Origin of the sequence: Ruegeria halocynthiae (assembly GCF_000743705.1) — a bacterium.
GTDB classification, from domain to species: domain Bacteria; phylum Pseudomonadota; class Alphaproteobacteria; order Rhodobacterales; family Rhodobacteraceae; genus Ruegeria; species Ruegeria halocynthiae_B.
This window is the reverse complement of record NZ_JQEZ01000002.1, coordinates 126,039-150,731: the sequence shown is the minus strand read 5'-3', so window position 1 is coordinate 150,731 and position 24,693 is coordinate 126,039. Positions and strand designations below refer to the sequence as shown.

The following is a 24,693-nucleotide window of genomic DNA, read 5'->3' as shown; positions in this document are numbered from 1 at the left end:
TACCATTGCACACACTTGTCGCGCTGGCTGTGTCACGTGTTTCAAGAAACCTTGATTGGTGGTTGAACGCCAATCCGTCTAAACCGGATGGACACCCCACATGACCCGAGACCTATTATGTTCAGATCTATTTCCGCGACCACGCTTGTTTCCTTGTTTCTGACCACCGCTGCCGTGGCCGATAATGACCCGGTTGTGGTCGAGCTTTTCACCTCTCAAGGGTGCTCTTCGTGCCCGCCTGCGGATCAAATCATGCAAGATCTGGCCAAACGTACGGATGTTATCGGCCTGGCATTGCATGTTGATTACTGGGACTACATCGGCTGGAAAGACGAATACGCCGATCCCAATCACACATTGCGTCAGCGCGCATATGCGCGTGAGGGCGGGCGGTCGATGATCTACACGCCGCAGATGGTCATCAACGGCCAACATGATGTGGTTGGCGCGCAATCACGCGAGCTGGATCGCTTGATCGACGCCCATCTAACGGCCGCCGCCGAGGCATCGGTACAGGCAACGCGGTCGGGTAACGATGTAACCGTAACGGTCGAGCCGGTCGAGTTGCCGGACGGAGAATCATATGACGTGCGGGTGGTGCAATATTCACCGATGCGCCACGCGTCGATCCGGCGGGGTGAATTGGCGGGTCACGAATTGGATTACGCAAACGTTGTTGAAAGCTGGCAGATGGCCGGGCAATGGGACGGCGTCGCGCCGCAACAATATTCGGTTTCCTTGACCTCGGATTTGCCCGCTGTTGTTTTGGTTCAACGAACTGGTCACGGCCCGATCGTGGCGGCAACGAAGGTCAAGTAATCAGGGCATATCCTCGGGCTGAACACCCAGCCCGTTCCAGGTTTTCCAACGGCGGTGAATCCAGAACCACTGACCCATATGCTGTTGGACCACAGCCTCTAGATTATCGTTGGTGTATTGGGTCATGGTTTTGGGGTCGGTATGCGGTACCGGATCATGCAGCACGATTTCAAAGTCGATGCCGTTGGGCTGGCGCACGGCATAACACGGGATCAGGACGGCCTTGTACTTCATCGCCAGTTCCGCGTTCAGCACCGAGGTGACGGCTGGTTTGCCGAAGAACATCAGTTCTTCACCGCCGTGCGCGTGCAGGTCCGAGACGATTGCGATAATGCCGCCTTGCTTGAGCGAGCGCACCATTTCGACCATTCCGCGGCGACCCTGTTCGAACATGGGCTTGCCGGTTTTGTGAAACGCGTCGACATACATTTCGTTGAAATACGGATTGGCCATGCGGCGGTACAGGCATCCGATGGGCTTTTCACTGCGTGTTTGCAAAGCAATGCGTGCGGCAAGGTAGTGCCCGAAATGCGCCGTGATCATCATGACAGGTCGCCCTTCGGCAACGGCTGCGTCAAATGCGGCCACGCCCGGGCCGGTAATCTTGGCGGTGCGCTGGCGTTCCGTGAACCCCTCGGGCGAGAAGTGCTCCATGATCGCGCGCCCGGCATTGTCAGGAACTGCGCGGCAGATGCGCTGAACCTCGGCTTTGGGCAGATCGGGGCAGGTGAGTTTCAGGTTGTTGCGCACCCGCTTGGTAAACCCGACCACCGGGGCCAGACCACGCACAATGGCACCCATCGTTGCAATGCGCCGTTCATAAGGCAACAGGCGCATAGCGCCGATCACACCCTTCAGGAACAGGCCAGTGACATAATATTTACCAAGCTCTAAACGGCTTAGTTCCGACTTTTCGACGGGCATAAGTGGGTCTCACCGGCTGTTACGATCTGTCGGGTCAGACATACAAGGCGCAACCCGTGATCACAAGCGCTCCAATACGCGGTACTGGCCAGTTGGCTGACAGATCATTCTTCGTTCTCTTCTTCTGCGAGAGTAATTGCGCCATCGTCGACCAGAGCGCGAATGGCGCCAACGACTTGTGTCATGGCCTCTTCGGCGTCGGATTGTTTGACCTTGCCACGTTCGCCTATTTCTTCGCGCAGGTTTTCAGCCATCCGTGATGACATGTTCGACAACAGAAACTCGACCGAAGCCTTGTCATCGTCAGAGGTAGCCCCCGCCATGGCCGAAACAAGAACCGGCTGCTCGACACCGCGCAGAATGACGGGCACATCGCGGGGGATAACGCGGGCCGGGATATGCGCGAAGGTAAAGATTGATTTGCGCACGAGGCTGGCGAAATCCGAATCCTCTTCGTCTAGTGCGGACAAAAGCCCATCGCGCGTCGAAGCGGCCGATTGGTTCAGGATCGCGCCCACTCTGGCATCGGGGCCTTCGGCAAAAGCCTGTGATGGCCGCTGATCCAGCTGCGCGGCCAGGGACCATCCGATGCGTTCGACCGCCTCGGGGGTGACGCTGCTGGTTTTTGAGACCGCATAGGTGATCTGGCGTGCAATCGGGCCGGGCAGGTGCCCCAATAACTGCGCGGCTTTCGCCGTTTCCAGTTTGGACAGCATCACCGCAGCAATTTCGGTGCTTTCGGCCTGTGCCATGGCGGCCAGATCTTCGGTCGGGATTTCGCGCAGCCGCTGCCATGGGTCGCCGATCTGGCGAACCCCGGCCACCTTGCGCAACCGTGCTGCCGTCGCCGGGGCGATCTTACCGTTCACCGCATCCAGTGCGCCCGCCAATCCGTGCGGGAAGGACAGGCCGACGCTGTCCAGCGCCTCGGCAAACTCCTGCGCGACAGCCTCCAGCGTTACGCGGTCGACGAGACCCATGCACCCCAGTTGATGAGTCAGCTTTTCCTGCAGCTCATCGGGAAGCTCCTCAAGCGGGATATCTGCGCCCTCATTCAGCAACAAGCGCACGACAACGGCGGCCTTCTGCCGGTTGCTGAGCGATCGTGGGACGACACGCGGGGCGTCATCCATTCCATCGGCAACTGGGGCTGTTGCCCCCGGTGCCACCTGTACCAAAGTGTTTGTATCCTGCATCTGCCTGCGGTGTCAAAAGTTGTCTACCACAGGCAGTTTAAGGAGAGTCGGGTAAAGAAAGACTGAAGCTTAATAGCTATAGGTCAGACCCGTACGGATGGCTTCGCGCAGGGATGCCTCGGCCCAGGTGCCTTCGCCGCCGCGCGCCTTGATCTCGCGCCACTGCTCGATAGCCAGATCGGTACGACCCGCGGAAACAAAGCCTTGTCCCATATAGCTGCGGGCCAGAATGTTGTCGGGGTTGTTTGCGATGGCGTTGTTGTAAAAGACATTCGCCAGCTCAAGCTCACCCATTTTGCGATAGGTGAATCCCCAGTATGTCTGCACGCGGTCATCGTTCTGATCCATGACGCGCAGAATATCCTGCGCGTTTTCAAGCTGCCCGTCATAGGCCAGTTCGCGCACCGCATCATACAGTTCGTCTTCGGTGAAGTTGGATTTGTTCGGCTTGACGCACCGCTTGGCCTCTTTGTCATAGACGCGGCCAAACAGGCATTTCTTGGTCGTGTTCGTCGTCTTTGGCGGGCTGCTGCTGCCGCCACCTGCGGCGTGCACGGCCGGTGCGAATGCAATTGCCTGAATGGCGATAGCTGAAGCTAGTACGAGGCGCATTTTCCTACTCCGTTTTCTGGACTGCTTTGGGAAAGCTAAGCGTGATCTTCAAAAAAGCTAACAACCGTGCCGTCGCTTTTATTCACAAGTAGGAAAGAAAATCGTTAGCTGTTGGTGATTTTCATACAGCTTTGGGCCTCGGCGTCCCAAACCGTGCCTTCGGCGCAGGATTGGGTTTGCTTGGAATGTCCATTACATGCCAAGCCTGCTGTAGCCGCGCAGACAAGTGCTGCTGTGCATAGAATTGTCCGGATCATTGCGTCTCTCCTTTGCGGAAAATGCCCCGGCAGCATAGCCCGTTTCAGTCGTTGTGGCAAAAGAACAATGCCCGGACTGCACGTGGCAGCCCGGGCATCGGCAATCATTTGCGGATGGGCAGATTACTCGCCAAACACGCGTGCAAAAATGGTGTCGACATGTTTGGTGTGATAGCCGAGGTCGAATTTCTCTTCGATCTCTTCCGCGCTCAGCGCGGCAGTCACATCGGCATCGCCCAGCAGTTCGGTCTTAAAGTCCTTGCCTTCTTCCCAAACTTTCATCGCGTTGCGCTGTACCAGACGGTACGCGTCTTCGCGGCTGACACCGGCCTGCGTCAGGGCTAGCAGCACGCGCTGGCTCATGACCAGACCGCGGAACTTGTTCATGTTGGCCAGCATGTTGTCGGGGTAGACGACCAGCTTGTCGATCACGCTGGTCAGGCGAGACAGGGCAAAGTCCAGCGTTATGGTGGCGTCGGGGCCGATGTTGCGTTCAACGGATGAATGCGAGATGTCACGCTCGTGCCACAGGGCCACGTTCTCTAGCGCGGGTACAACGGCCATACGCACCAGACGGGCCAGACCGGTCAGGTTTTCGGTCAGAACCGGGTTGCGTTTGTGCGGCATTGCCGACGAGCCTTTTTGACCTTTTGAAAAGAACTCTTCGGCCTCCAGAACCTCGGTCCGCTGCATGTGGCGGATTTCGATGGCGATGTTTTCGATGCTGCTGGAAATAACGCCCAACGTTGCGAAAAACGCCGCGTGGCGGTCACGAGGGATGACCTGCGTGCTGATCGGTTCGGGGACCAGACCCAGCTTGTCGCAGACATGTTCTTCGATCTGCGGGTCGATATTTGCAAAGGTGCCGACTGCGCCGCTGATCGCGCCAGTTGCAATCTCGGCCCGGGCGTCGCGCATCCGGGACAGATTGCGGTCCATCTCGGCATAGAAGCGCGCGAATGTCAGCCCCATGGTTGTGGGCTCGGCATGGATGCCGTGGCTGCGGCCGATGCGGACGGTGTCCTTATGTTCGATGGCGCGGCGCTTGAGGGCGGCCAGCAGACCTTCGAGGTCGGCAATCAGGATGTCGGCGGCACGCGTCAGCTGCACGTTAAAGCAAGTGTCCAGAACGTCCGAGCTGGTCATGCCCTGATGCACGAACCGGGCCTCGTCGCTGCCGATGTGTTCCGCCAGATGGGTCAGAAAGGCGATGACGTCGTGCTTGGTGACGGCTTCGATCTCGTCAATGCGGGCCACGTCAAACTCGACATCCTTGGCTTTCCAAACGGCATCGGCGTTTTCACGCGGGATCACGCCCAGATCGGCCATGGCGTCACAGGCATGGGCCTCGATCTCGTACCAGATGCGGAACTTGGTCTCGGGCGACCAGATGGCGACCATGTCGGGGCGGGAGTAACGTGGAATCATTGGCAGCGGCACCTTTTTATGGTTGGGATGAGGCGTTGGCGCGGGGTTTAAACCCACCCGCACAAGGGAACAAGGCACGAGTGCAGGAATGAGACGGTTTGCCCTGATTTTAACCCTCTGGCCCGGATTTCTGGCGGCAGAAGAGTTCCGCCAACTGACCGGCGATCAGATTCTGACTGCTTTGTCAGGTCAAAAGCTCGACTATGGCAAGGGCGTCTGGCAGACCTTCGACGATACCATGCTGACGCAGTATTTTTCAGGGCGCCCCAGTTCAGGCCGCTGGAGCGTGCGCGAGGACCGGTATTGCTCGCTTTGGCCGCCGTCCGATCTGTGGGCGTGTTACGACGTGATGCAAGAGGGCAGGGTGATCCGGTTTGTCGATGACAACGGCGGGATCACCGAGGGAACCTACGCCGAATGAACCTCCCCCACTGCCTTGCCGATTTTGAAGGCCGCTGGAGCCTGCGCCGCACCATCCGGGATGCACACGCCGGGCGGGTCGTTCAGGCCGATGGCGAGGCGCAGTTGCACCGGGCCAAGGACGGTCTGATCTATGATGAACAGGTCACGCTGCGCATTCCTGACCAGCCAGCGATGAAAGGGACGCGCAGGTATATTTGGCGCGATGGCGGGGATTTCGTGGCGGTTCACTTTGAGGACGGCAAATATTTTCATGCGTTGAAACTGGGTTTGCCGCAGGCATCCGATCATCACGATTGCCCGCCTGACAGCTATGACGCGGCCTACGATTTTTCGGGCTGGCCGCGCTGGAGTGTCCGCTGGACCGTGGCAGGACCCCGAAAATCGTACGAAATGGACACGGAATACGCCCTTCGATAGCGTAATCATCTTGCAGCGTTAGACGGGACAGGGCATTGCTGATGCAAAGTCTCGATCCGATTTGGGAGAAGTTAAAATGAATGCAAGTGTTTTGGCCAATGCCTTTGGCCCGCGTGAGGGAACAGCGCTGCGCGTCAAGCAGGTGGTTCTGGTGGCGCTGGGTATCGTCGCGCTGGCAATTGCCGCAAAAATCAAAGTGCCGATGTGGCCGGTTCCGATCACCATGGGCACCTTTGCCGTTCTGACCATCGGCACCGCATATGGTGCGCGTCTGGGTCTGGTCACGATGCTGGGCTATCTGCTGGTTGGGGCGTTGGGCTTTGACGTGTTTGCCGGTTCTTCAGCCGAAAAATTCGGCCTGACATATATGATGGGTGGCACCGGTGGCTATCTGGTTGGCTATGTTCTGGCCACAATCACGCTGGGGACGTTGGCTGCGCGCGGCTGGGACCGCTCGGTCGGTAAGATGGCGCTGGCATTGGTTCTGGCGAACGTCCTGATCTATGTGCCGGGCCTGCTGTGGCTGGGCCAGTTGTTCGGCTGGGACAAGCCGATCCTGGAATGGGGTTTGACACCGTTTCTGGTTGGTGATGCGATCAAGCTGGCTCTGGCTGCTTTGCTGATCCCCGCGCTGTGGAAACTGGTGGGCGACGCCCGCACCTGATTTCCAGAAATTCCGAAATTACCCGCCCGCGCCCGGAGAGATCCAGGCGCGGGTTTTTTGTGGCCGCCACCGCGAGATACTGGACAAATCCCGCCAGCACGGTTCAATCTGTAGCCACAGAAACAACAGGTTATTAAGATATGCGTATTTCAATAGGTTCTGCGCTGCCCTTTTGTGTGGCGTTGTGGATGGGGGCCGCTTCGGCCTCGGCCGAAACGCCGGTCACATATACGGACGCGGGGCGCGCGCTGTTCAGCTTTTCGGTGCCCGACTTCTGGGCCTTGCGCACGGGTGGCCCGCGCGAGATTGAGGATACGGAACTGGGCGACGCCCGCGCGGTCGCCCGTGTCATGGGCGTGCGGCCTGTGACCGATGACAATGTCTGGATCGGGTTTGTATCGCCTGCGGGGGTGGCTTCGATCGAAGGCGGGCTGAATTACCTTCGGGACCTAGACAAGTTTCTGGTCCAGGACCCGACGGTTACCGGAACAACCGACACGCGTATTGGTGGATTGCCCGCGCGTGTCATTCGCGGGACCGGCAATCGGGACGGGCGCGGCGTGAATTTTACCGCAACGGTGATTGACTTGCCGCGCAATCGTGTTGCTGTCGCGGTTGCGATCCTGCGCAACGGCGCGGACCCTGCCTATGTGGCCGATCTGAACGCCGTATTCGCGTCGTTCCGATCCGCACAGTAAGGAGGCGCGGATGACCCGGAAATTTGCAAAACGAACGGTTCTGGCGCTGGGGCTTGGCGCGGCTGGGCTGACCCTGCCCGCTTGTGACGGTGTGACCGTTGGCGTTGGGTACGGGTATGACCCGTTCTATGACTCGATGCTGTGGAACGATTACTACCATGATGTCGACGTCGACATTGATGTGGACAGGCCAATCCGGCCCAATCCGCCCATAGCCAAGCCACCGGCTCGGCCCAGACCGCCAGTGGCCAAGCCACCGGCACGTCCGCGCCCACCCGTTGCGCGCCCGCCTGCTGCCAGACCGCCGATCCACCGTCCAGCGCCGCGTCGGCGTTGAGGGGATTCGAACGACTTGAGGGTCAGGCCAGCAGTTCCGTTGTGATCTGGGCTGACCCTTCCAGGGTTCGGTGCACGGGGCACTTGTCGGCTATTTCCAGCAGCCGGTCGCGTTGTTCCTGATCCAGTGGGCCCTCCAGCCGGATCTTGCGCCGGAACAGATCGACTTTGCCGTCACTGACCAGCCCTGCGTCCTGTGCGTGGACCTTGTTGTGGCACACATCAACGGTGATGCCGGTCAGGGGCCATCTTTTCCGCCGCGCATACATGCGGATCGTCATCGACGTGCACGCCCCCAGACCGGACGACACAAACCCATAAGGCGACATCCCCCTGTCCGTGCCCCCGTATGAGGCCGGTTCATCAGCAACTGCATGATGCCGGGGGCCTGACTGTATGTCCTGAAGAAAGCCAGCCTGATCGGCCTCTGTCACACGCACCACGCCTTCGGGCGCGCCGGGGGGCGGGGCAGGCGGGCAAAGAGTGACGTATCTGGTAACCCAGGCCGAGATCACATCCGCAGCGTATTCAGCGTCTTGCGCGCGTGTGATCAGGTGATCGGCATCGTCCAGCGTCACAAAGCTTTTGGGGTGTTTGGCAGCCAGAAAGATCGTGCTGGCGTTGTCGATACTGACGGTTTCATCCAGCGGCGCATGCAGGATCAGCAGCGCGGCCTTTAGATCGGCAATCGCCGGGGCCAGCGCGGATTCCGAAATGTCATCCACAAATGCCTTGCCAATCCGAAAGGGACGGCCGCCCAGTGTGACCTCGGCCGAGCCTTCCTGTTCGATCTCGGGCAGGGCGTCCTCAAAGTGGTGCGAGACATGCCCCGGATCGGACGGCGCACCCAGAGTAACGACGGCCTTGACGCTGGGAATGCCCGCGCGTGCGCGCAGAACTGCCGCCCCGCCAAGCGAATGCCCGATCAGCAGGGCCGGGGCCATTTTCCGCCCGGCAAGATAATGTGATGCGGCGATCAGATCCTCGACATTCGAGGTAAAGGTCGTATTGGCGAACTCGCCGCCGGAATGGCCCAACCCGGTGAAATCAAACCGCAGAACGGCAATACCCATCGCCGCCAGCCGCGCCGCGATGCGGCGCGCGGCCGGAATGTCCTTGGAACAGGTAAAGCAATGCGCAAACAACGCGGTCGCCAGCACTGGCCCATCCGGAAGATCAAGGCGCGCGGCCAATTGGTTGCCGTCATGACCGGCAAAGGTAATGCGTTCCGTGGGCATGGCAGTTCCTTATATCTGGGATTGAGACTAATACTGAGTGCATCCGGCAGGTTGCTCAACCCCAATGTAAGAAGCGTCACGGGAAGGTGAGAAAAGGATAGCCATCCCAAATGAATAAACGTGCGGGTCGCAATTTTTGACGGTTCATTTTTTGTGATAAGTATTCAAATAAATATTCGTTTTACTAATTTAATGAGCGCCCTCATCTATAGGCCAGCGTAACTTTCAACCTCGGAGGGTTTCATGGCACATCTGACTTCAGCGCCCCGCATCGCGATTATTCGTCCGGAATTTCTGGCCGCAATCCTACTGACCGGAGTTATCGGCTTTGCACTAGGACAGAACTGGCCATCGCAGGGCGTGACCCCGCCGGACGCAAGCGTAGCCGCGTCCGAAGACTGGCACGGCAATGTCCGACGGTCGCACTGGGCGAATTGAGCTTTTAGGCCATCCCCATCAACTGCGGATCGAACGAATAGGTGGTGAGGTTTTCATAGCCGTCCTCGGTGATCAGCACCTGATCTTCGAGTTTGATTGAAAAATCGCCACCGACTTCGCCGACGCAGGCCTCGACGCACAGGACCATGCCGGGTTCAAGCGGGTAATCATGCGCCCCGGCAACCGCCTTGTCCGGATGGGCGACAAGAGGCCATTCATCGCACAGGCCCACGCCGTGCATCAGGCAGCCGTATTTTTGCGCCATGAACTTGTCGTCCAGCTTATGCGCGTTGGCTGTCAGCTCGGGGATCATCACGCCGGGCTTCAGCATTTCCATGTTGGTCATGATATGTTCGTGCGCGTGCTGCATGGCATAGATCATGTCCGGGCGGGGTTTCTCGTCACCGATCCACCAGGTGCGCGAAATGTCGATGCAGATTCCGTAGGACCCGATCAGATCCGTGTCAAAGGCAACGATTTCGTTCTGCTGCGTGATCCGGGGGCCGCATTCCTGAAACCACGGATTGGTGCGCTGCCCCGAAGCCAACAGACGGGTTTCGATCCATTCGCCACCACGACGGATGTTTTCCGCATGAAGAACGGCCCAGATGTCATCTTCGGACGTCTTACCATCACCCACATTGGCGCGGGCGAAATTCTCCATTTCAGCCACGGCGGTTTCGCAGGCGTGGCTGGCGCAGCGCATGGCCAGAATCTCGTCCGGGCCTTTGATCGCGCGGGTCTTTTCGGTGGCCTCTTCGCCTTCCATGATCTCGAACCCCTGCGCCTCAAGCGCGCGCAGACCGTGCAGCATGATTTTGTCGACGGCCAGCCGGTTGTTGCCGCCGCCGTGCTCGTCGATCAGCACCCGCACCTCGTTCGAGAACACATCGGCGGCCACATCCACCTTGTCGCCCCGGTCGAAGTAAAACAGGTCCGCGCCCGAGCGTTGTTCCCGCACCAGCGGGTTGAATTTGGACAGGAAGGGAGAGTTCTTATAGTCCCAGATCACCATGTACCCATCCGGGCACAGCAGCACCGCGCGAAACGGGTTATGGGTGTTCCAAAGCTGCATGTTGGTGCTGTCGGTGGCGTATCGGATGTTCAACGGATCAAACATCAAAAGCCCGCCATAACCCCGGTCGACGATCGCCTGTGTCAGCTGTTTCCACCTGTGTTCCCGCATCCGCGCGAGATCGGGCAGGATCAGCCCGGCCTTTTCCCATTCGGCAAAGGCCAGCTGCGTGGGGCCGATCTCAATCCGGTCATTCTGGTTTGGCGTTCCGTCTCCAAGCGTTGCGCCTTTGGTCGGGTCGATTTTGCGGCCATCCCGATAGTGCTGATTCATGCTTGGTCTCCCTGGCTGTTTTATCAGCGTGAACAATCACCCTTGCGGCGTCTTGAAGGTTTGCGACAGTCAGACCGTCGCTTTTTGACCGACAATCCGATGCTTAGGTGCTAGGTCGGAATTATGACGGCTATTCTTCAGAACGCGATCCCCTATGATCCGCTAAACCCTCGCCCGTTGCCGGGAATACAACCCACCAGCATGGATGTCTGGCTGCATCGCGATGATGCGTTTGCGGCCCAAATGCAGCGCCGCGAGGACTTGCTGACAGAGCGGCGTGCCGATGTTCTGGCATTGCACCCAAGCGCCGAACCCGCCGCGCAAGAGGTGTTGGACCTTGTGTTGCACCATGCCTATCCGGGATGTTCTGCCAGCGTGACCCGCCCGGATGGGCGCGAGGTTCAGATCGACCGCGCCAGACCAATGGATACGCTTTGCCGGCTGGTGCAGGAAGATATCTGCATTCTGCAAAAACGTGGCGATGAACATGTGCTGACGGGGGCCGTTTTGTGTTTTCCGGCCAGTTGGCGGTTGGCCGAGAAATTCATGCGCCCTTTGGTGGATATTCACATCCCCGTGGACAGCTACGACGAGAATATCGCCCGCCGCGTGCAGCGGTTGTTTGATGGCATCCAGCCCGGGCGTCCCCTGTGGCGGTTCAACGCCCTATGGTACGAAGATGCCGAGCTGCATCAGCCGCGCAGCGCCAGCGAGCCTCGTGAAGGCAAAGACCCAGGAACCGCGTCCTATATGCGCAGCGAACGGCAAACGATTTTGCGCCTGCCTGAAACGAAGGCGGTCATCTTTTCGATCCACACTTATGTTTTGGCGGCAGAGCGTCTGCTGAAAATGGAAAACCCCGCCTGACGGCGGGGCCTCCAAGGAGGGTCTTCTGGTTTAGTGCTACATGCCCAACGCGTTGGCGACCCCGGCGATTGCCCCGCTTGTGCTGAGAGCGGAGATTGCGACGGAGTAGGCAAGTACCTGAGTATTCAGACGAAAATCTTCACCTCTGATCAGGTTTACGGCGGCCATTGAAACCGCAATCGGAACCGACACACTGGCCACGGCACCCGTCAATCCCCAACTTGTCAGTCGCAGGATATCGCTAGGTTGCTCGTGTTCGAGGGGGCGCGTGTCGTCCCGATCCACAGGTTGCTCGATTGGTTCTGTCCGAAAAGCAATGCTAAGCAATTGTTCATCGGACAACTGGATCGGCCGGGCTGCTGGTTTCAGCGCCTTTTCTTGTGGCTCATCCAGGCCTTCTTCTTCCGGAATGTCCAGGCCTGCGAACCGGCCTGTTACTGCCTCGAATATCTGTTTTCTGCCTCTTGGTTTGGAGGGGGTCAGAGTGTTGAATGCACTCATGAACTGTTCCATCGTCAGGACTGTTTTGGGCGACAACCATTCGACGCGTTGCATCGCGCAGATGTCGACCATGCGGTACAGGATGACCACCAGCAAAAGTTCCGAAATCTCTCGGTCGTCCAGCAGGGCGGACACTGGTGAGATTGTGATGGTCAGCCGGTTCTTCGGCAGGGAAACCTGCGGCTTTTGAACCGTCTTCAGACCGGCGGCCCGGTCCAGACGCTGATGCCGATCAGTGATTTCTGCGCGATGTGTGTCCAGCGTCAGGCGCACCAGATACTGGCTGGAAACGATGCTGGCCTCGGTGGTGTTCAGCACAGTCTTACGCTCGACCAAGTGACCGTAATCTTCCAGGGTCGCGGCAACGATCGTTCCGAAACGATCAATTGCGCCTTCGGTGTCACCGTCGAATTGCAAACCACCATGATAGTTGTGTTGCGGGGTCACTGCGCTGTCCTTTGTCGCGTTCTGTCTTGGCAACCAAGCTAACAACGGATATTGGGCAAAATTTGGCGAAAATGGAAAAAAATCAATTTTTCCCATTATTGATTACGCTTTGGAAACCTAGACATTTTGACGGCGACTTAAAGTCTATGGCAACAATGTGTCTGAATTGGGGTGCGTCGGTGTGTGACCCATGGTGACCCTAGCCATCGATTCGTGCGGCCATGATCGCGATGGATTGCTGATAGACCGAGGCCGCGTTCCATTGCTGAATGATCGCAAAATTCGGCTGCCCCGGCTGATACCCGCGACCGGGTTTCCATCCCTTCTTGCGTAAGAAATTAGCGGTAGACGCCAAAGCATCGGTCATATTGTAGAAATCCACCCGGCCATCACCGGTTGCATCGACCCCATAAACCATCGCGTTGCCCGGCAGGAACTGAGTGTGCCCCAATTCGCCATGTTTGGCCCCTTGGGTGGCGGTCGTAATGCTGCCTTGATCAATCAGTTTCAGCGCGCCGATGGCGTGGGGGATAAAGAACTCTGACCGGCGACAATCATACGCCAGTGTGGTGATTGCGGAAACAACCTGACTGTCACCCATGAAATTGCCAAAGCCGGTTTCCATTCCGTGTATCGCAATCAACACGCCGCTTGGGACGCCGTATTGACGTTCAAGCGCGGCGTAGAACTGCGGGTTTCGTGCCTTGCGTTTGCGCCCTTGCGCCACAATGGTATCGGCACCGCGCACCCGCATGAATTTATCCAGCGAGTACTTGAAGCTTTTTTGATTGCGATCTGCAGCAATGGTGCGGGTGGCGTATTGAGTTTGCGCCAACGCCTGAAGCCCCTTCTTTTTGACCCCGGCTTTGCGCGCTTGTTTGGCAAAGTCCTTTTTCCAGACCTCAAACCCGCTGCTGGCGTTGCCGCAGGGCGCAGACAGCGCCGCAGAGGCCGATAAAAGAGATAAAGCAAAAACCAAAGAAAAGCGCCGCACGAATAATACTCCTTTAAATCAACGTGGCATTGACGGGGCGGTCTACAGACCGCGTTGCAGGTCAGCTGCTGTCAAAACCGGTTGAATTTCGATTGAGGCATCCAATGCGGCAAACAAAGGTTCATTGATGACGGGCATTCGGGCCTGATCGTTTTCTTCGAAAATGACGATGCCCATGCGCTTGCCGTGCTCCAGCGCAAAATACGAGGCCTCGGCGTTGACCTCTTTCACCAGAGCTTCGATTGCTTGTCCAAGTGTACCGTCCCGCTCGGCCTGATTGCCTTTTTCAACGGGAATTGTGAATTTCAGCATAAGGCGCATTGTTTTCTCCCTCGGTCCTAAAATCGCACTGTCAGGAAAGGTTCTGACGTTCACGGGCGTCAGTCAAGGTGATTGCAGATGGGGGGGGGCTGAACGACAAAAGGGCGCCCGGTAGGCGCCCTTTTGTTTGAGAATGTCAGCCGGATCAGCAGCTATAGTACATACCGTATTCAACCGGGTGCGGTGTGTGCTCATAGGTTTCGACCTCTTCCATCTTCAGCGCGATGTAGCCGTCGATCTGGTCTTTGGTGAACACATCGCCCTGCAGCAGGAAGTCGTGATCCGATGCCAGCGCTTCCAGCGCTTCGCGCAGGCTGCCGCAGACGGTCGGGATATCGGCCAGTTCTTCGGCGGGCAGATCGTACAGGTTCTTGTCCATGGCTTCGCCCGGGTCGATCTTGTTCTTGATGCCGTCCAGACCGGCCATCAGCAGCGCGGCAAAGCACAGATAGGGGTTTGCAGCCGGATCGGGGAAACGAGCCTCGACGCGCTTGGCTTTCGGGCTTTCGGTCCACGGAATACGAACACAACCCGAGCGGTTGCGGGCCGAGTAGGCGCGCAGAACGGGCGCTTCGAAGCCCGGGATCAGGCGCTTGTAGCTGTTGGTCGCGGGGTTAGTGAAGGCGTTCAGCGTCTTGGCGTGCTTGAGGATGCCGCCAATGAAATACAGCGCCTCATCCGACAGATCGGCATATTTGTCGCCGGCAAACAGCGGCTTGCCATCTTTCCAGATCGACATGTTCACATGCATGCCGGTGCCGTTGTCACCATAGATCGGCTTGGGCATGAACGTGGCCGACTTGCCGTAGGCGTGCGCCACGTTGTGGATGACATACTTGTATTTCTGCAGCTCGTCGGCCTGCTTGGTCAGGCTGTCAAAGATCAGGCCCAGCTCGTGCTGGCACGAGGCGACCTCGTGGTGGTGCTTGTCCACCTTCATGCCCAGACGTTTCATGGTCGAGAGCATTTCCGAACGCAGGTCTTGCGCCTCGTCAATCGGGTTCACAGGGAAGTAACCGCCCTTGATGCCCGGACGATGACCCATGTTGCCCATTTCGTATTCGGTGTCGCTGTTCCAGGATGCGTCGGTTGCATCAACTTCGAACGATACCTTATTGATAGTGTTCGAGAAACGAACATCATCAAACAGAAAGAACTCAGCCTCGGGGCCCATATAGGCCACATCGCCGATGCCCGAGGATTTCAGGTAAGCTTCGGCCTTTTGCGCTGTGCCGCGCGGGTCGCGACTGTAGGCTTCGCCGGTGTCCGGTTCGACGATAGAGCAGTGCAGGCACAGTGTCTTTTCAGCATAGAACGGATCAATATAGGCCGAGGTGGTGTCGGCGATCAGTTTCATGTCCGAGTTTTCGATCGACTTCCAGCCCGCGATGGACGAGCCGTCAAACATGAAGCCTTCTTCCAGAAAGTCTTCGTCGACCAGATCGACGTCGACAGTCACGTGCTGAAGCTTGCCGCGAACGTCAGTGAAACGGATGTCGACATAAGCGACGTCTTCTTCGCGGAGTGTCTGGAGAACTGCGTCTACGCTCATTCCCTTGGTCCTTCTGATTGATGTGTCAGGTGATTGGTTGAATTACAGCGCGTCCGAACCGGTTTCGCCGGTACGGATACGGATGGCTTGTTCGACGGGCGAGACAAAAATCTTGCCGTCGCCGATCTTGTCGGTTTTGGCGGCGTCGACGATGGCCTCGATGGCGGCGTCGACCTGATCGTCGTCCAAGACCACTTCGATCTTAACCTTGGGCAGAAAGTCCACGACATATTCCGCACCGCGATAAAGTTCGGTGTGCCCTTTCTGGCGGCCGAAGCCTTTGACCTCGATGACGCTCAGGCCCTGGACGCCCACGTCCTGCAACGCTTCTTTCACTTCGTCCAGTTTGAACGGCTTGATGATCGCTTCGATCTTCTTCATCCCGGCCTCCTAATCTGCTTGTCAGAATGGGAGTGATCACGTCTAAGATCGGTGGGCAATGTGATTGCGAAACTTGCGGGTGACCGGCTGGCGGTTTTTAGGTGCGAGATGAAATTTTGACCGAGTTGCACAAAAAATAATCAAAACTGAATCGCTTGAGGGTTTGAGATGACAGAATTGCTGACGGCGGCACAAATGCGGGCCATTGAACAGGCGGCGATTGATACCGGGCAGGTGACCGGGCTGGACTTGATGGAACGGGCGGGTCAGGGCGTCATCGAGGCGATGTTCGAAGAGTGGCCTGAGTTGGACAGGCGAGGGGCCAGCCCCTCGCGCTCCCCGGGATATTTGGGGCCAGATGAAGGGGCGGCCTTGCGCGCCGCGGTGCTGTGCGGGCCAGGGAACAATGGTGGTGACGGGTTTGTCGTGGCACGGCTTTTGCGGGCGCTGGGCTGGGAGGTGGAGGTATTTCTGTTTGGGGACGTTGATAAGCTGCCGCCGGATGCGCGGGTGAATTATGAACGGTGGGAAGGTCGGACAATTGATGCGCGAAACGCGGCTGACGCCGATATCCGCCACCCGGATGTTTCCATCGACGCGCTTTTTGGCACCGGTCTGACACGAGCCATTGAAGATCCAGCTGTTTGGGAATTGCTGTGGGCACATGATGATGCTGAAGATGCATGGGAGATGCGAAGGCATGGTGCGGGAACGGATATCGTTCCACCTCGGACTGTCGCGATAGATATGCCATCGGGCCTATGTTCGGATTCCGGCAAAGTGCTGGGCGGCATTTTCCCTGACCATGGCCGCCGTTGTGCGCGGTCGGCGCTTACAGTTTCGTTTCATTCTGGAAAGCTTGGGCATGTTCTGGACGAGGCCCCGGATATGTGCGGGCGGCTGGTTGTCAAGGATATCGGGCTGAGCCATGAGGTCGGTAGCGTCGGGATTGCCGCCGCTGTTGGCAGGCCATCGGATACCGTTCTTGGCAAGGGTGGAAAGGCCCATAAATACGCGCATGGGCATGCTTTTGTCCTGACCGGGGGGAGCGGCAGAACCGGCGCGGCGCGGCTGGCGGCGCGGGGGGCGCTTCGAATTGGGGCGGGGCTGGTGACGTTGGGCGTACCTCTGGCTGCACAGATGGAAGTCGCCAATCAGGTTACGGCCATCATGTTGCAGCGGGTTGAGGGGGCTGATGGCCTGACCGATGTGTTGCGGGACGCGCGGTTGAATGCCCTGTGCCTTGGCCCCGGATTGGGGGTGGAGCGCGCACGTGATCTGGTGCCCGCCGCTTTGGCGGCTGGGCGGTCAACCGTGCTGGATGCGGAGGCGCTGACGGCTTTTGCGGACGACCCTTCGACCCTGTTCGAAATGCTGCATGAAACCTGTGTTCTAACCCCGCATGGGGGAGAGTTTGCACGGCTGTTTCCGGATATCTATGAAAAGCTGAATGCTGTTGCGACACAAGGCCCGGCCTATTCCAAGGTGGATGCAACGCGTGCGGCGGCCAGGCGGGCCGGGTGCGTGGTATTGTTCAAGGGCCCCGATACCGTAATCGCCGCGCCGGACGGGCGGTGTTCGATCAATGCGGCCCATTACGAGCGTGCGGCCCCATGGTTGGCGACGGCCGGATCAGGTGATGTTCTGGCCGGGTTCATTACTGGCCTGTTGGCGCGCGGGTATGACCCCATGCAGGCCGCCGAAACCGCGGCGTGGCTGCATGTGGAATGCGCGCGCGCATTTGGCCCGGGATTGATTGCAGAAGATCTGCCTGATCAATTACCTAAGGTTTTTAGATACCTGAATATTTGATTGTTTGAGCGGGATCTGGCCGATCCGCCGCGCCCTCGGCAGCAATTGGCCGACCGGTTTGGTGTGCGGTCAAAGCGAGTGTTTGCCAGACGCATGGTCGCGGGGCAGAATTCATTTGGAGGTACCCCTGATTGTGGATCAACCGAATATAACAAATTGATAATAATAATGTTTTCAGTTCTTTCCCAATTCGGTTGTGACCGTGGTGCTATATTCGAAAAGAACGGGCCGCGGCCTCTGGCGCGAGGGTGCTTGATGGGCAAAGGAGCAGTATCCGAAACCGGAATTTTCCATGGTGAGTGAAATGACCCAGAAACTTAAACTGTCTTCGATAGCTGCGGTTTTGGCCGCAACAACGGCAATTCCTGCAGCGGCAGAACTTAAGTATGAAAACAAGACTGGCGGTTATGTGCTGTTGTACGGGCAGCTGAACCCGGTCATCGTATCGGTGGATGACGGCGAAGAGACCGAAACCCGCTTGCTGGACAATGACTTGTCCAACAGCCGCGTTGGTCTGCGCCTGATGCAGCCTTTTGGAAGCAATGAATTCACGTTCCGTTTTGAAAGCGGGCTGGGCTTGCCCGGCACCGGAACGGCCAACCAAAACGGCACCAACACCAACGGCTGGACGCGCGCTGACATTCGCCATGTGGATTTCGCGCTTAAAGGCGGCTATGGCAAGTTCTCGGCGGGGCAGGGCAGCATGGCCTCGGACGGGGCTGCCGAAGTCGATCTGTCGTATGTGGGAACGGCGCTCTACTCGTTCACGAACGACGAAAACGGCGCGTTTTTCTATCGGGCCCCCGACGGCGTTCTGAGCGATATCACGGTTGGCGACTCGAGCGATAACTTCGATGGTTCGCGCCGGGGGCGTGTCCGCTATGACACGCCTGATTTCAACGGGTTCTCGGGCGCGATCGCATACGGAAAGAACATCCTGTCCAGCAGCGATGACGACGATTACTATGATCTGGCTGTCTCGTATAACAATACGTTTGCCGGTGGCGTGGAATTTGCCGCCGGAGTCGCATACGCCGTACGGGATTTTGACAACGGATCGGGCAAGCGGAAAGATACCATCGGCTCGGCCTCGGTGCTGCTGCCCAGCGGGTTCAGTTTTACCGCCGCACTTGGCAACCGTGATGACACAAGCAGCGGCGCAAGCGATCCGAACTATTGGTATACCAAGATCGCCTATGAAGGGGATTGGATCGCCTGGGGCAAGACCGGCGTTGGGGTCGATTATTTCGACGGATCGGATTTCGAGAACGACGGCTCCAGCACCAAGTCCTGGGGGATCGCGGTTGTTCAGCGGATCGACAGCATCAATACGGATGCCTACCTGAAGTACCGCAACCACGATTTTGATGACATGGTCGATTTCGACAAGAACGAAGCTTGGGTTCTGGGCGCGCGCTGGCGGTTCTGATCCGCGACCCTTGTAATCGGATGGCGCCCCGGTCTGGTCCGGGGCGTTTTTTTTGGTCAAATCGGCGGCAAAACAAGGCCGATTGGGGCATTGCCTCTTGCGTGTGGGCGGCTGGGCAAATAGAAGGCGTCAAATTTGCCCGGCGCGCCGTTTTGCGCGCCCCGAATCCTATGGGGACTACCATAATGCAGGTTACCGAGACGCTGAACGAAGGTCTGAAGCGCGGCTATAATATCGTCGTATCCGCAGCCGAGCTGGACGAAAAGGTCAACGAAAAACTGGTCGAAGCGCAGCCCGAAGTCGAGATGAAGGGTTTCCGCAAAGGCAAAGTGCCGATGGCGCTGCTGAAAAAGCAGTTTGGTCAGCGCCTGATGGGCGAAGCGATGCAGGAAAGCATCGACGGTGCGATGAACCAGCACTTTGAAGACAGCGGCGAGCGCCCTGCGCTGCAGCCCGAGGTCAAGATGACCAACGAGGACTGGAAAGAAGGCGACGACGTCGAGGTCGCAATGTCCTATGAGGCACTGCCTGCGATCCCCGAGGTTGACCTGAAATCGGTCGAGCTGGAAAAGCTGGTTGTCAAGGCTGATGACGCCGCCGTCGAAGAAGCGCTGAACAACCTGGCCGAAACCGCCCAGGATTTCAAAGCGCGCCGTAAGGGTTCCAAGGCGAAAGATGGCGATCAGGTTGTGATCGACTTTGTCGGTAAGGTTGACGGCGAAGAGTTCGAAGGCGGCTCGGCCGAGGATTATCCGTTGGTTCTGGGATCGAACAGCTTTATCCCCGGTTTCGAAGAGCAGCTGGTCGGTGTCAAAGCCGAAGAAGAAAAAGACGTCAACGTCTCTTTCCCCGAGGAATACGGTGCCGAGCATCTGGCCGGTAAAGACGCCGTGTTCACCTGCACCGTGAAAGAGGTGAAAGAGCCCGTCGCAGCTGAAATCAACGACGAGCTGGCAACCAAGTTCGGTGCCGAAGACCTGGCGGGCCTGAAAGGTCAGATCGCTGAGCGTCTTGAAGCCGAATACGCCGGTGCCTCGCGCGCGGTGATGAAGCGTGCTCTGCTGGACGCATTGGACGAGAAGGTATCGTTCGACCTGCCGCCGTCGCTGGTTGAAGCCGAGGCCAAGCAGATTGCACATCAGCTGTGGCACGAAGAAAACCCCGAGGTCGAAGGCCACGATCACGCCGAGATCGACCCCACCGACGAGCACAACAAACTGGCGGAACGCCGTGTGCGTCTGGGCTTGCTGTTGGCTGAACTGGGCCAAAAGGCCGAGGTCGAGGTTTCGGATGCCGAGATGACGCAGGCGATCATGAACCAGGCGCGTCAGTACCCGGGTCAGGAACGTCAGTTCTTTGAGTTCGTGCAGCAGAATGCGCAGATGCAGCAGCAGCTGCGCGCGCCGATCTTCGAAGACAAGGTCATCGATTATGTGTTCGAGCTGGCCCAGGTTGCCGACAAAGAAGTCAGCAAGGACGACTTGCAAAAAGCCGTTGAGGCACTGGAAGAGGAGTAATCCTTTTCCACCCATCCCCATGGGTCAAGAAAAACGGAGCCGTCTGAGTGCAGACGGCTCCGTGAGGGTGGCTTTTGATTTTATGAGGTGAGGGGGTCAGGCCTCATAAGCAAAAGCACGGGGGGTACTTAACAGAGCGCTCTTTTGCTCTGGGGTAAACCGATCTGAAAGTTCTTCGATCAGCTTCAGAACTGATTCAACTTCGGCCTTGTTCGTTGCCGAGTTCATCTGTTCGACAAAATACTTTTCCAACTGTGTAAGCGGTTGGTGGTCAAGGTTCGCGACATTGTTCTGCGGTTCAACCTTGGTGCCAGCAAACAGATCCAGCGCCTGTTCTTCCGTCAGAAATACGTCGTGGTTGATGTTCGCATAGTCGCGAATTCCAGAAATCCGTTCGTCCGAGCAATCCATGAGCGCGGCCATGGCGACCACTTTGCCCATCGGCTTTGCACTGCCGAGATAATCGTAAGGCGCATTGCCCGACCGTTGCAGAACCCGGTTCATGACCGGATCAATCACAGCAATCGAGTCTAGAACCCCGGCTGCCTTGGCGTATTCGAATGAACCGATCATGACTTCACTTGTCACGTAAGAGACCGAGTTTTCGCCGCGTCCGCGTCCAAGTTTCTTGGTGTCCACGCAGAATCGCGTCGCTTCCCATACCTGCGTGCTGCGGATCGGTGCCTCACCATCCAGGATCGAGTGAAAGACATCAGCCAACATATGCGGCCCTGTGGTCTGCAACAGTCTCATGCAACCGACGACGTCCCCATCGTCATCGATGCTGACCACGTGTGCAGGATGCAGGTCGTCAAAATGGTCTCGCTCATGCCCGTCTTTGATATTCACGTCCCACCCCAGGCGATCGCCGAAAACGCGTGCGCGCAGTTTGAACATGTCATTAAGTACATCTGTGAATTTGTGCTGGTTAATACCATCAATAACGATGATCATTTCCATCCCCCTACAGTCTGGTTACCGTAAGGATGAAGTTAACCAAGATATAATCTGAGACTATTGGGGTTATCCCGTAGAAGTGTACTTTTTTGATTAACCAGGGGCAATTATGCCTAAACCAATGGCCCGCCCTATGGCCTGAGGTGTGGTTAGTGCCCCCAGCTTTTCGCGACCAGATCGCATGTGCACTTCGACAGTGCGGTGCGAAATTGATAAAATATCGCCAATGTCTTGCTGGGATTTACCGTCTGCCACCCATTGCAGAATTTCCTGTTCCCGGGTCGACAGGGCAGGAAGGTAAAGCGCTTTGGCCAACAGGCCCGACTGCATCACTGTGTCGTGCGCCTGCACAGCGGCCATCTGAAGATCACCCATGACGTGTTTCTTCAGCTTGTCCCATTCCGCATCCGAACAGTCGCGGGTCACATTCAGCAGGCCGCATTCCCCGTAGGGGCCGCGCACCGGAACCGTTAGCCCACGGGGTGTAATGCCGAAATCATGCGCATCCCGGAACACCGTGTTGAATTTCTCATCGTGGTTGAAACGACCCCAGTCGACAGGGGCGATGCTGAGAACAGATTGATACAAAGTGGGGTCGAAGTGATGAAAACCCTGACTGCCATAATGGATTTTCCATTCGTCAGGATAGTTCGCGTATCCTTGGACATCGCCCTTCACAGGGTTGAAGGTGGCGTAAGACGCATAGTCAAAGCCAAGTTCTTCACAGACGGCGTTTATAATATCAGCGGCCGATCTCTCCTCATGATCGATCGCGGCCAAGTCGATAAGTTTCACCTGTCCAACCTTTGCGGTGGCAGCTTTTTCCCCAAAGTACTGCCAAATCTGTCCATTCACTGCTCACGTTGCGTCAACTTGGGTGCTTTGCGCAAGTTATTTGCGCAAAGTAGGTAGGCATATTGCGTGGTAATAGCAACAGAGCTGACCATGACATCTGCAAAATGGCGAATTTATGCATCAGAATGTCAAGTTTCAGACAATTTGCAGGTTATTCGCTTCTTAGGCCGGTCTCAACCAACATGCCCCGCGCCTTGGCTTCGGGGTAGTATCCCTTTGCGTACAGGAAGATTGCGCGCTTTTGGTCACCGTCAGACAGCAGCCATGCGCCGCGAAGGTATTTGCCCGCGAATTCAAGGTTCGTATCCGCGTCCAGCAACCCCTGCGCGTTCCCTGTGTAACCCATGGATCGGGCCGTGGCCGGAAGGATCTGCAGCAGGCCATAGTAGGGACTGTTCACAGCCCAGGGGCGGTGCGTGCTTTCGCGGATGGCCAGCTTGTGCACCAGTTCCCGTGGAAGCTCGTAGTGATCCGCCCATTTGTTGATCGACGCGCGCAGCTCGGGGGTTTCGTTGGGGTAAAGCGGGGGATCGAATGCGACATTGGTCGAGGTGTGCGGTCCGCCGCACGCGGTAAGAGGGGCGGCAATCAAAAGGGCAAGGACACTGCGGCGCAGGAAGTATTTCATTGGTGGTCTCCGAATTTCAGGGCGATGATATGGATCACCCGTCCGACTGCAAGCGTAGGTGAAAAATCGGGCTGATTTTTGCCCGTTTGCCGTGTGCATGAAAAAAGGCCGCACGTGGTGTGCGGCCTTTTCCAATTCAGTTTTGCCAGATCAGGCTTTGGCTTCGTCTTCTTCAGCCGGAGCTTCTTCGGCACCCAGATCGTCGTCGGAAGCGGCGGAACCGATATCGTCGAACAGTTCGGCGATTTCGAATTCAGCGGCTGCTTCTTCTTCGGCGGCCAGTTCCTGGATCGATTTGCCCGACGCCTGCAGTTCGGCTTCTTCTGCCGAACGGGCGACGTTCATCTTGATCTGAACTTCGACCTCGGGGTGCAGTTTGACTGCGACCGAGTGCAGACCCAGATCCTTGATCGGTGCGATCAGGATGACCTGTTTCTTGTCGACGGTGAAACCAGCCTCGGTCGCGGCGTCTGCGGCGTCACGCGGGGTGACCGAACCGTACAGAGCGCCGGCATCCGATGCCGAGCGAATCACGATGAACTGCTGACCGTCCAGCTTTTCAGCCAGCGCTTCAGCTTCTTGCTTGGTTTCCAGGTTGCGGGCCTCAAGCTGTGCTTTCTGGGCTTCGAACGAGGCGATGTTGGCCTCGGACGCGCTCAGCGCTTTGCCTTGGGGCAGCAGGAAGTTGCGGGCAAAGCCGGGCCTTACGTCAACGACGTCGCCCATTTGACCCAGTTTCGCAACACGTTCCAGAAGGATAACTTGCATGTCAGTCTCTCCTTACTTCACGGCGTAGGGCAGCAGGGCGAGGAAGCGGGCGCGCTTGATAGCACGGGCCAGTTCACGCTGCTTTTTCGCCGAAACGGCGGTGATACGCGAGGGAACGATCTTGCCACGCTCAGAGATGTAGCGCTGCAGCAGACGGGTGTCTTTGTAGTCGATCTTCGGCGCGTTGTCGCCCGAGAACGGGCAGACCTTGCGGCGGCGGAAAAATGGTTTTGCGGCCATGGTTTGGTGTCCTTTCGTCAGGCGTTGATCAGCGGCGCTCGCGGCGGCCTTCGCGCTCGTCGCGCTTCTGCATCTGGACCGAGGGGCCCTCGTTATGCTCGTCGACCTTGATGGTCAGAACGCGCATGACGTCATCATGCAGGCGCATCAGGCGTTCCATTTCCTGAATGGCGCCAGCGGAGGCGTCAGTCTTCAGGAAGGAATAGTGACCCTTGCGGTTCTTGTTGATCTTGTAGGCCATCGTCTTGACGCCCCAGTACTCGCTTTCGACGACGTTGCCGCCGTTGTCAGCCAGAACGGTGCCGAAATGTTCGACGAGGCTTTCTGCCTGCGCGTTGGACAGATCCTGACGCGCGATCATTACATGCTCATACAGTGGCATGTGCACTCCTGTTTCTATCAAGGCGCATTTCATAGGCGGGGCCAGACCATCCTTCGCGACCCTGCCACGAGAGGCTGCGCGATTCACGTGATTTGCGAAGGATGGCCCCATATACACGTCTGAGCGTGGGGGGCAAGCCCCGTCATCGTTGCCTTTGTGAAGCCGCTCTATTTCCTTTGCACTGCCCAATTCCTGACGCTTTTCGGCTCAAGGTTGTTTTCATACCGGGGAACATCCGGACAGA

The 24,693-nt window shown here is 57.6% G+C and carries 28 protein-coding genes; 11 read left to right on the top strand and 17 right to left on the bottom strand.

What is annotated here, in order from left to right:
* Positions 1–117: 117 nt before the first annotated feature.
* Complete coding sequence (locus JT51_RS07050; RefSeq protein WP_037309996.1) at positions 118–819, top strand: DUF1223 domain-containing protein; 702 nt, start codon at positions 118–120, stop codon at positions 817–819.
* Here the strand turns inward: JT51_RS07050 and JT51_RS07045 are convergent, their stop codons facing one another.
* The 4 genes from JT51_RS07045 to purB form a co-directional block, all read right to left on the bottom strand.
* The gene (locus JT51_RS07045; protein ID WP_037309992.1) at positions 820–1,743 is read right to left on the bottom strand and encodes a lysophospholipid acyltransferase family protein; all 924 of its coding nucleotides are present in this window, start codon (positions 1,741–1,743) and stop codon (positions 820–822) included.
* Positions 1,744–1,847: 104 nt separating this feature from the next.
* Positions 1,848–2,876: a flagellar motor switch protein FliG gene (locus JT51_RS07040; protein WP_235216156.1), complete on the bottom strand. Its 1,029-nt coding sequence runs from the start codon at positions 2,874–2,876 to the stop codon at positions 1,848–1,850.
* A 132-nt stretch (positions 2,877–3,008) separates the two neighbouring features.
* A complete protein-coding gene (locus JT51_RS07035) occupies positions 3,009–3,551 on the bottom strand; it encodes a tetratricopeptide repeat protein (protein WP_037309989.1) in 543 nt (180 codons plus the stop codon).
* A 380-nt stretch (positions 3,552–3,931) separates the two neighbouring features.
* A complete protein-coding gene (gene purB, locus JT51_RS07030; protein ID WP_037309987.1) occupies positions 3,932–5,236 on the bottom strand; it encodes an adenylosuccinate lyase in 1,305 nt (434 codons plus the stop codon).
* A gap of 88 nt (positions 5,237–5,324) precedes the next feature.
* Between purB and JT51_RS07025 the strand changes: the two genes are divergently transcribed.
* From JT51_RS07025 to JT51_RS07005, 5 genes are all read left to right on the top strand, one after another.
* Positions 5,325–5,657 carry a hypothetical protein gene (locus JT51_RS07025; protein WP_037309984.1) on the top strand — a complete coding sequence of 111 codons (333 nt, stop codon included), beginning with the start codon at positions 5,325–5,327 and terminating at the stop codon, positions 5,655–5,657.
* Positions 5,654–6,076: a DUF6314 family protein gene (locus tag JT51_RS07020; RefSeq protein ID WP_037309981.1), complete on the top strand. Its 423-nt coding sequence runs from the start codon at positions 5,654–5,656 to the stop codon at positions 6,074–6,076. The genes JT51_RS07025 and JT51_RS07020 overlap by 4 nt, the downstream gene beginning before the upstream one ends.
* 76 nt (positions 6,077–6,152) lie before the next feature.
* Positions 6,153–6,740, top strand: coding sequence for a biotin transporter BioY (locus JT51_RS07015; RefSeq protein ID WP_037309978.1), 588 nt, complete (start codon positions 6,153–6,155; stop codon positions 6,738–6,740).
* 140 nt (positions 6,741–6,880) lie between these two features.
* Positions 6,881–7,438, top strand: a complete 558-nt coding sequence (locus JT51_RS07010; protein WP_051927448.1) for a hypothetical protein — start codon at positions 6,881–6,883, stop codon at positions 7,436–7,438.
* A gap of 10 nt (positions 7,439–7,448) precedes the next feature.
* A complete protein-coding gene (locus tag JT51_RS07005; protein ID WP_037309973.1) occupies positions 7,449–7,775 on the top strand; it encodes a hypothetical protein in 327 nt (108 codons plus the stop codon).
* A gap of 22 nt (positions 7,776–7,797) precedes the next feature.
* On the opposite strand, the gene JT51_RS07000 is transcribed toward JT51_RS07005, so the two are convergent.
* On the bottom strand, positions 7,798–9,012 hold the full coding sequence (locus tag JT51_RS07000; protein ID WP_037309970.1) for a bifunctional alpha/beta hydrolase/OsmC family protein: 1,215 nt from the start codon (positions 9,010–9,012) through the stop codon (positions 7,798–7,800).
* 243 nt (positions 9,013–9,255) lie between these two features.
* Here JT51_RS07000 and JT51_RS21450 point away from each other — a divergent pair, with 243 nt between their 5' ends.
* Positions 9,256–9,450, top strand: coding sequence for a hypothetical protein (locus JT51_RS21450; protein ID WP_081894633.1), 195 nt, complete (start codon positions 9,256–9,258; stop codon positions 9,448–9,450).
* Positions 9,451–9,454: 4 nt separating this feature from the next.
* Here JT51_RS21450 and dddP read toward each other — a convergent pair whose 3' ends face one another.
* Positions 9,455–10,798 carry a dimethylsulfonioproprionate lyase DddP gene (dddP, locus tag JT51_RS06995; RefSeq protein WP_037309967.1) on the bottom strand — a complete coding sequence of 448 codons (1,344 nt, stop codon included), beginning with the start codon at positions 10,796–10,798 and terminating at the stop codon, positions 9,455–9,457.
* A gap of 123 nt (positions 10,799–10,921) precedes the next feature.
* Here dddP and JT51_RS06990 point away from each other — a divergent pair, with 123 nt between their 5' ends.
* Entirely contained in the window at positions 10,922–11,665 is a 744-nt protein-coding gene (locus JT51_RS06990; protein ID WP_037309964.1) for a heme-dependent oxidative N-demethylase family protein, read from the top strand.
* 36 nt (positions 11,666–11,701) lie between these two features.
* Here the strand turns inward: JT51_RS06990 and JT51_RS06985 are convergent, their stop codons facing one another.
* The 5 genes from JT51_RS06985 to JT51_RS06965 all read right to left on the bottom strand — a co-directional run bounded on the left by JT51_RS06985 (position 11,702) and on the right by JT51_RS06965 (position 15,861).
* Positions 11,702–12,613: a hypothetical protein gene (locus JT51_RS06985; protein ID WP_235216133.1), complete on the bottom strand. Its 912-nt coding sequence runs from the start codon at positions 12,611–12,613 to the stop codon at positions 11,702–11,704.
* Between the two features lie 199 nt (positions 12,614–12,812).
* The gene (locus JT51_RS06980; protein ID WP_037309961.1) at positions 12,813–13,607 is read right to left on the bottom strand and encodes a lytic murein transglycosylase; all 795 of its coding nucleotides are present in this window, start codon (positions 13,605–13,607) and stop codon (positions 12,813–12,815) included.
* Positions 13,608–13,649: 42 nt separating this feature from the next.
* A complete protein-coding gene (locus JT51_RS06975) occupies positions 13,650–13,928 on the bottom strand; it encodes a hypothetical protein (protein WP_037309959.1) in 279 nt (92 codons plus the stop codon).
* 145 nt (positions 13,929–14,073) lie between these two features.
* Entirely contained in the window at positions 14,074–15,480 is a 1,407-nt protein-coding gene (glnA, locus tag JT51_RS06970; RefSeq protein ID WP_037309956.1) for a type I glutamate--ammonia ligase, read from the bottom strand.
* A 42-nt stretch (positions 15,481–15,522) separates the two neighbouring features.
* Positions 15,523–15,861: a P-II family nitrogen regulator gene (locus tag JT51_RS06965; RefSeq protein WP_037309951.1), complete on the bottom strand. Its 339-nt coding sequence runs from the start codon at positions 15,859–15,861 to the stop codon at positions 15,523–15,525.
* A gap of 168 nt (positions 15,862–16,029) precedes the next feature.
* On the opposite strand from JT51_RS06965, the gene JT51_RS06960 reads away from it, so the two are divergent.
* The 3 genes from JT51_RS06960 to tig all read left to right on the top strand — a co-directional run bounded on the left by JT51_RS06960 (position 16,030) and on the right by tig (position 20,619).
* Positions 16,030–17,673, top strand: a complete 1,644-nt coding sequence (locus JT51_RS06960) for an NAD(P)H-hydrate dehydratase (RefSeq protein WP_037309949.1) — start codon at positions 16,030–16,032, stop codon at positions 17,671–17,673.
* Positions 17,674–17,977: 304 nt separating this feature from the next.
* The gene (locus tag JT51_RS06955) at positions 17,978–19,102 is read left to right on the top strand and encodes a porin (RefSeq protein WP_037309946.1); all 1,125 of its coding nucleotides are present in this window, start codon (positions 17,978–17,980) and stop codon (positions 19,100–19,102) included.
* A gap of 185 nt (positions 19,103–19,287) precedes the next feature.
* Positions 19,288–20,619 (top strand): trigger factor, encoded by a 1,332-nt coding sequence (tig, locus tag JT51_RS06950; RefSeq protein WP_037311852.1) that lies wholly within the window; start codon positions 19,288–19,290, stop codon positions 20,617–20,619.
* 96 nt (positions 20,620–20,715) lie between these two features.
* Here tig and JT51_RS06945 read toward each other — a convergent pair whose 3' ends face one another.
* From JT51_RS06945 to rpsF, 6 genes are all read right to left on the bottom strand, one after another.
* Positions 20,716–21,573, bottom strand: coding sequence for an acyl-homoserine-lactone synthase (locus tag JT51_RS06945; protein WP_037311843.1), 858 nt, complete (start codon positions 21,571–21,573; stop codon positions 20,716–20,718).
* 96 nt (positions 21,574–21,669) lie between these two features.
* Positions 21,670–22,371, bottom strand: coding sequence for a LuxR family transcriptional regulator (locus tag JT51_RS06940; RefSeq protein ID WP_037311841.1), 702 nt, complete (start codon positions 22,369–22,371; stop codon positions 21,670–21,672).
* Positions 22,372–22,582: 211 nt separating this feature from the next.
* Positions 22,583–23,059: a lytic transglycosylase domain-containing protein gene (locus JT51_RS06935; RefSeq protein ID WP_037309944.1), complete on the bottom strand. Its 477-nt coding sequence runs from the start codon at positions 23,057–23,059 to the stop codon at positions 22,583–22,585.
* A gap of 150 nt (positions 23,060–23,209) precedes the next feature.
* Entirely contained in the window at positions 23,210–23,827 is a 618-nt protein-coding gene (gene rplI, locus JT51_RS06930; protein WP_037309943.1) for a 50S ribosomal protein L9, read from the bottom strand.
* Positions 23,828–23,839: 12 nt separating this feature from the next.
* Positions 23,840–24,067 carry a 30S ribosomal protein S18 gene (gene rpsR / locus JT51_RS06925; protein ID WP_005982441.1) on the bottom strand — a complete coding sequence of 76 codons (228 nt, stop codon included), beginning with the start codon at positions 24,065–24,067 and terminating at the stop codon, positions 23,840–23,842.
* Positions 24,068–24,095: 28 nt separating this feature from the next.
* On the bottom strand, positions 24,096–24,449 hold the full coding sequence (gene rpsF / locus JT51_RS06920; RefSeq protein WP_081894632.1) for a 30S ribosomal protein S6: 354 nt from the start codon (positions 24,447–24,449) through the stop codon (positions 24,096–24,098).
* Positions 24,450–24,693: the final 244 nt, after the last annotated feature.

What these genes read in the sequence shown, in the direction of transcription:
- JT51_RS07050 (WP_037309996.1), top strand. Translation starts at nt 118, where the DNA reads ATGTTCAGATCTATTTCCGCGACCACGCTTGTTTCCTTGTTTCTGACC.
- JT51_RS07045 (WP_037309992.1), bottom strand. Translation starts at nt 1,743, where the DNA reads ATGCCCGTCGAAAAGTCGGAACTAAGCCGTTTAGAGCTTGGTAAATAT.
- JT51_RS07040 (WP_235216156.1), bottom strand. Translation starts at nt 2,876, where the DNA reads ATGGATGACGCCCCGCGTGTCGTCCCACGATCGCTCAGCAACCGGCAG.
- JT51_RS07035 (WP_037309989.1), bottom strand. Translation starts at nt 3,551, where the DNA reads ATGCGCCTCGTACTAGCTTCAGCTATCGCCATTCAGGCAATTGCATTC.
- purB (WP_037309987.1), bottom strand. Translation starts at nt 5,236, where the DNA reads ATGATTCCACGTTACTCCCGCCCCGACATGGTCGCCATCTGGTCGCCC.
- JT51_RS07025 (WP_037309984.1), top strand. Translation starts at nt 5,325, where the DNA reads ATGAGACGGTTTGCCCTGATTTTAACCCTCTGGCCCGGATTTCTGGCG.
- JT51_RS07020 (WP_037309981.1), top strand. Translation starts at nt 5,654, where the DNA reads ATGAACCTCCCCCACTGCCTTGCCGATTTTGAAGGCCGCTGGAGCCTG.
- JT51_RS07015 (WP_037309978.1), top strand. Translation starts at nt 6,153, where the DNA reads ATGAATGCAAGTGTTTTGGCCAATGCCTTTGGCCCGCGTGAGGGAACA.
- JT51_RS07010 (WP_051927448.1), top strand. Translation starts at nt 6,881, where the DNA reads ATGCGTATTTCAATAGGTTCTGCGCTGCCCTTTTGTGTGGCGTTGTGG.
- JT51_RS07005 (WP_037309973.1), top strand. Translation starts at nt 7,449, where the DNA reads ATGACCCGGAAATTTGCAAAACGAACGGTTCTGGCGCTGGGGCTTGGC.
- JT51_RS07000 (WP_037309970.1), bottom strand. Translation starts at nt 9,012, where the DNA reads ATGCCCACGGAACGCATTACCTTTGCCGGTCATGACGGCAACCAATTG.
- JT51_RS21450 (WP_081894633.1), top strand. Translation starts at nt 9,256, where the DNA reads ATGGCACATCTGACTTCAGCGCCCCGCATCGCGATTATTCGTCCGGAA.
- dddP (WP_037309967.1), bottom strand. Translation starts at nt 10,798, where the DNA reads ATGAATCAGCACTATCGGGATGGCCGCAAAATCGACCCGACCAAAGGC.
- JT51_RS06990 (WP_037309964.1), top strand. Translation starts at nt 10,922, where the DNA reads ATGACGGCTATTCTTCAGAACGCGATCCCCTATGATCCGCTAAACCCT.
- JT51_RS06975 (WP_037309959.1), bottom strand. Translation starts at nt 13,928, where the DNA reads ATGCGCCTTATGCTGAAATTCACAATTCCCGTTGAAAAAGGCAATCAG.
- glnA (WP_037309956.1), bottom strand. Translation starts at nt 15,480, where the DNA reads ATGAGCGTAGACGCAGTTCTCCAGACACTCCGCGAAGAAGACGTCGCT.
- JT51_RS06965 (WP_037309951.1), bottom strand. Translation starts at nt 15,861, where the DNA reads ATGAAGAAGATCGAAGCGATCATCAAGCCGTTCAAACTGGACGAAGTG.
- JT51_RS06960 (WP_037309949.1), top strand. Translation starts at nt 16,030, where the DNA reads ATGACAGAATTGCTGACGGCGGCACAAATGCGGGCCATTGAACAGGCG.
- JT51_RS06955 (WP_037309946.1), top strand. Translation starts at nt 17,978, where the DNA reads ATGACCCAGAAACTTAAACTGTCTTCGATAGCTGCGGTTTTGGCCGCA.
- tig (WP_037311852.1), top strand. Translation starts at nt 19,288, where the DNA reads ATGCAGGTTACCGAGACGCTGAACGAAGGTCTGAAGCGCGGCTATAAT.
- JT51_RS06945 (WP_037311843.1), bottom strand. Translation starts at nt 21,573, where the DNA reads ATGATCATCGTTATTGATGGTATTAACCAGCACAAATTCACAGATGTA.
- JT51_RS06935 (WP_037309944.1), bottom strand. Translation starts at nt 23,059, where the DNA reads ATGAAATACTTCCTGCGCCGCAGTGTCCTTGCCCTTTTGATTGCCGCC.
- rplI (WP_037309943.1), bottom strand. Translation starts at nt 23,827, where the DNA reads ATGCAAGTTATCCTTCTGGAACGTGTTGCGAAACTGGGTCAAATGGGC.
- rpsR (WP_005982441.1), bottom strand. Translation starts at nt 24,067, where the DNA reads ATGGCCGCAAAACCATTTTTCCGCCGCCGCAAGGTCTGCCCGTTCTCG.
- rpsF (WP_081894632.1), bottom strand. Translation starts at nt 24,449, where the DNA reads ATGCCACTGTATGAGCATGTAATGATCGCGCGTCAGGATCTGTCCAAC.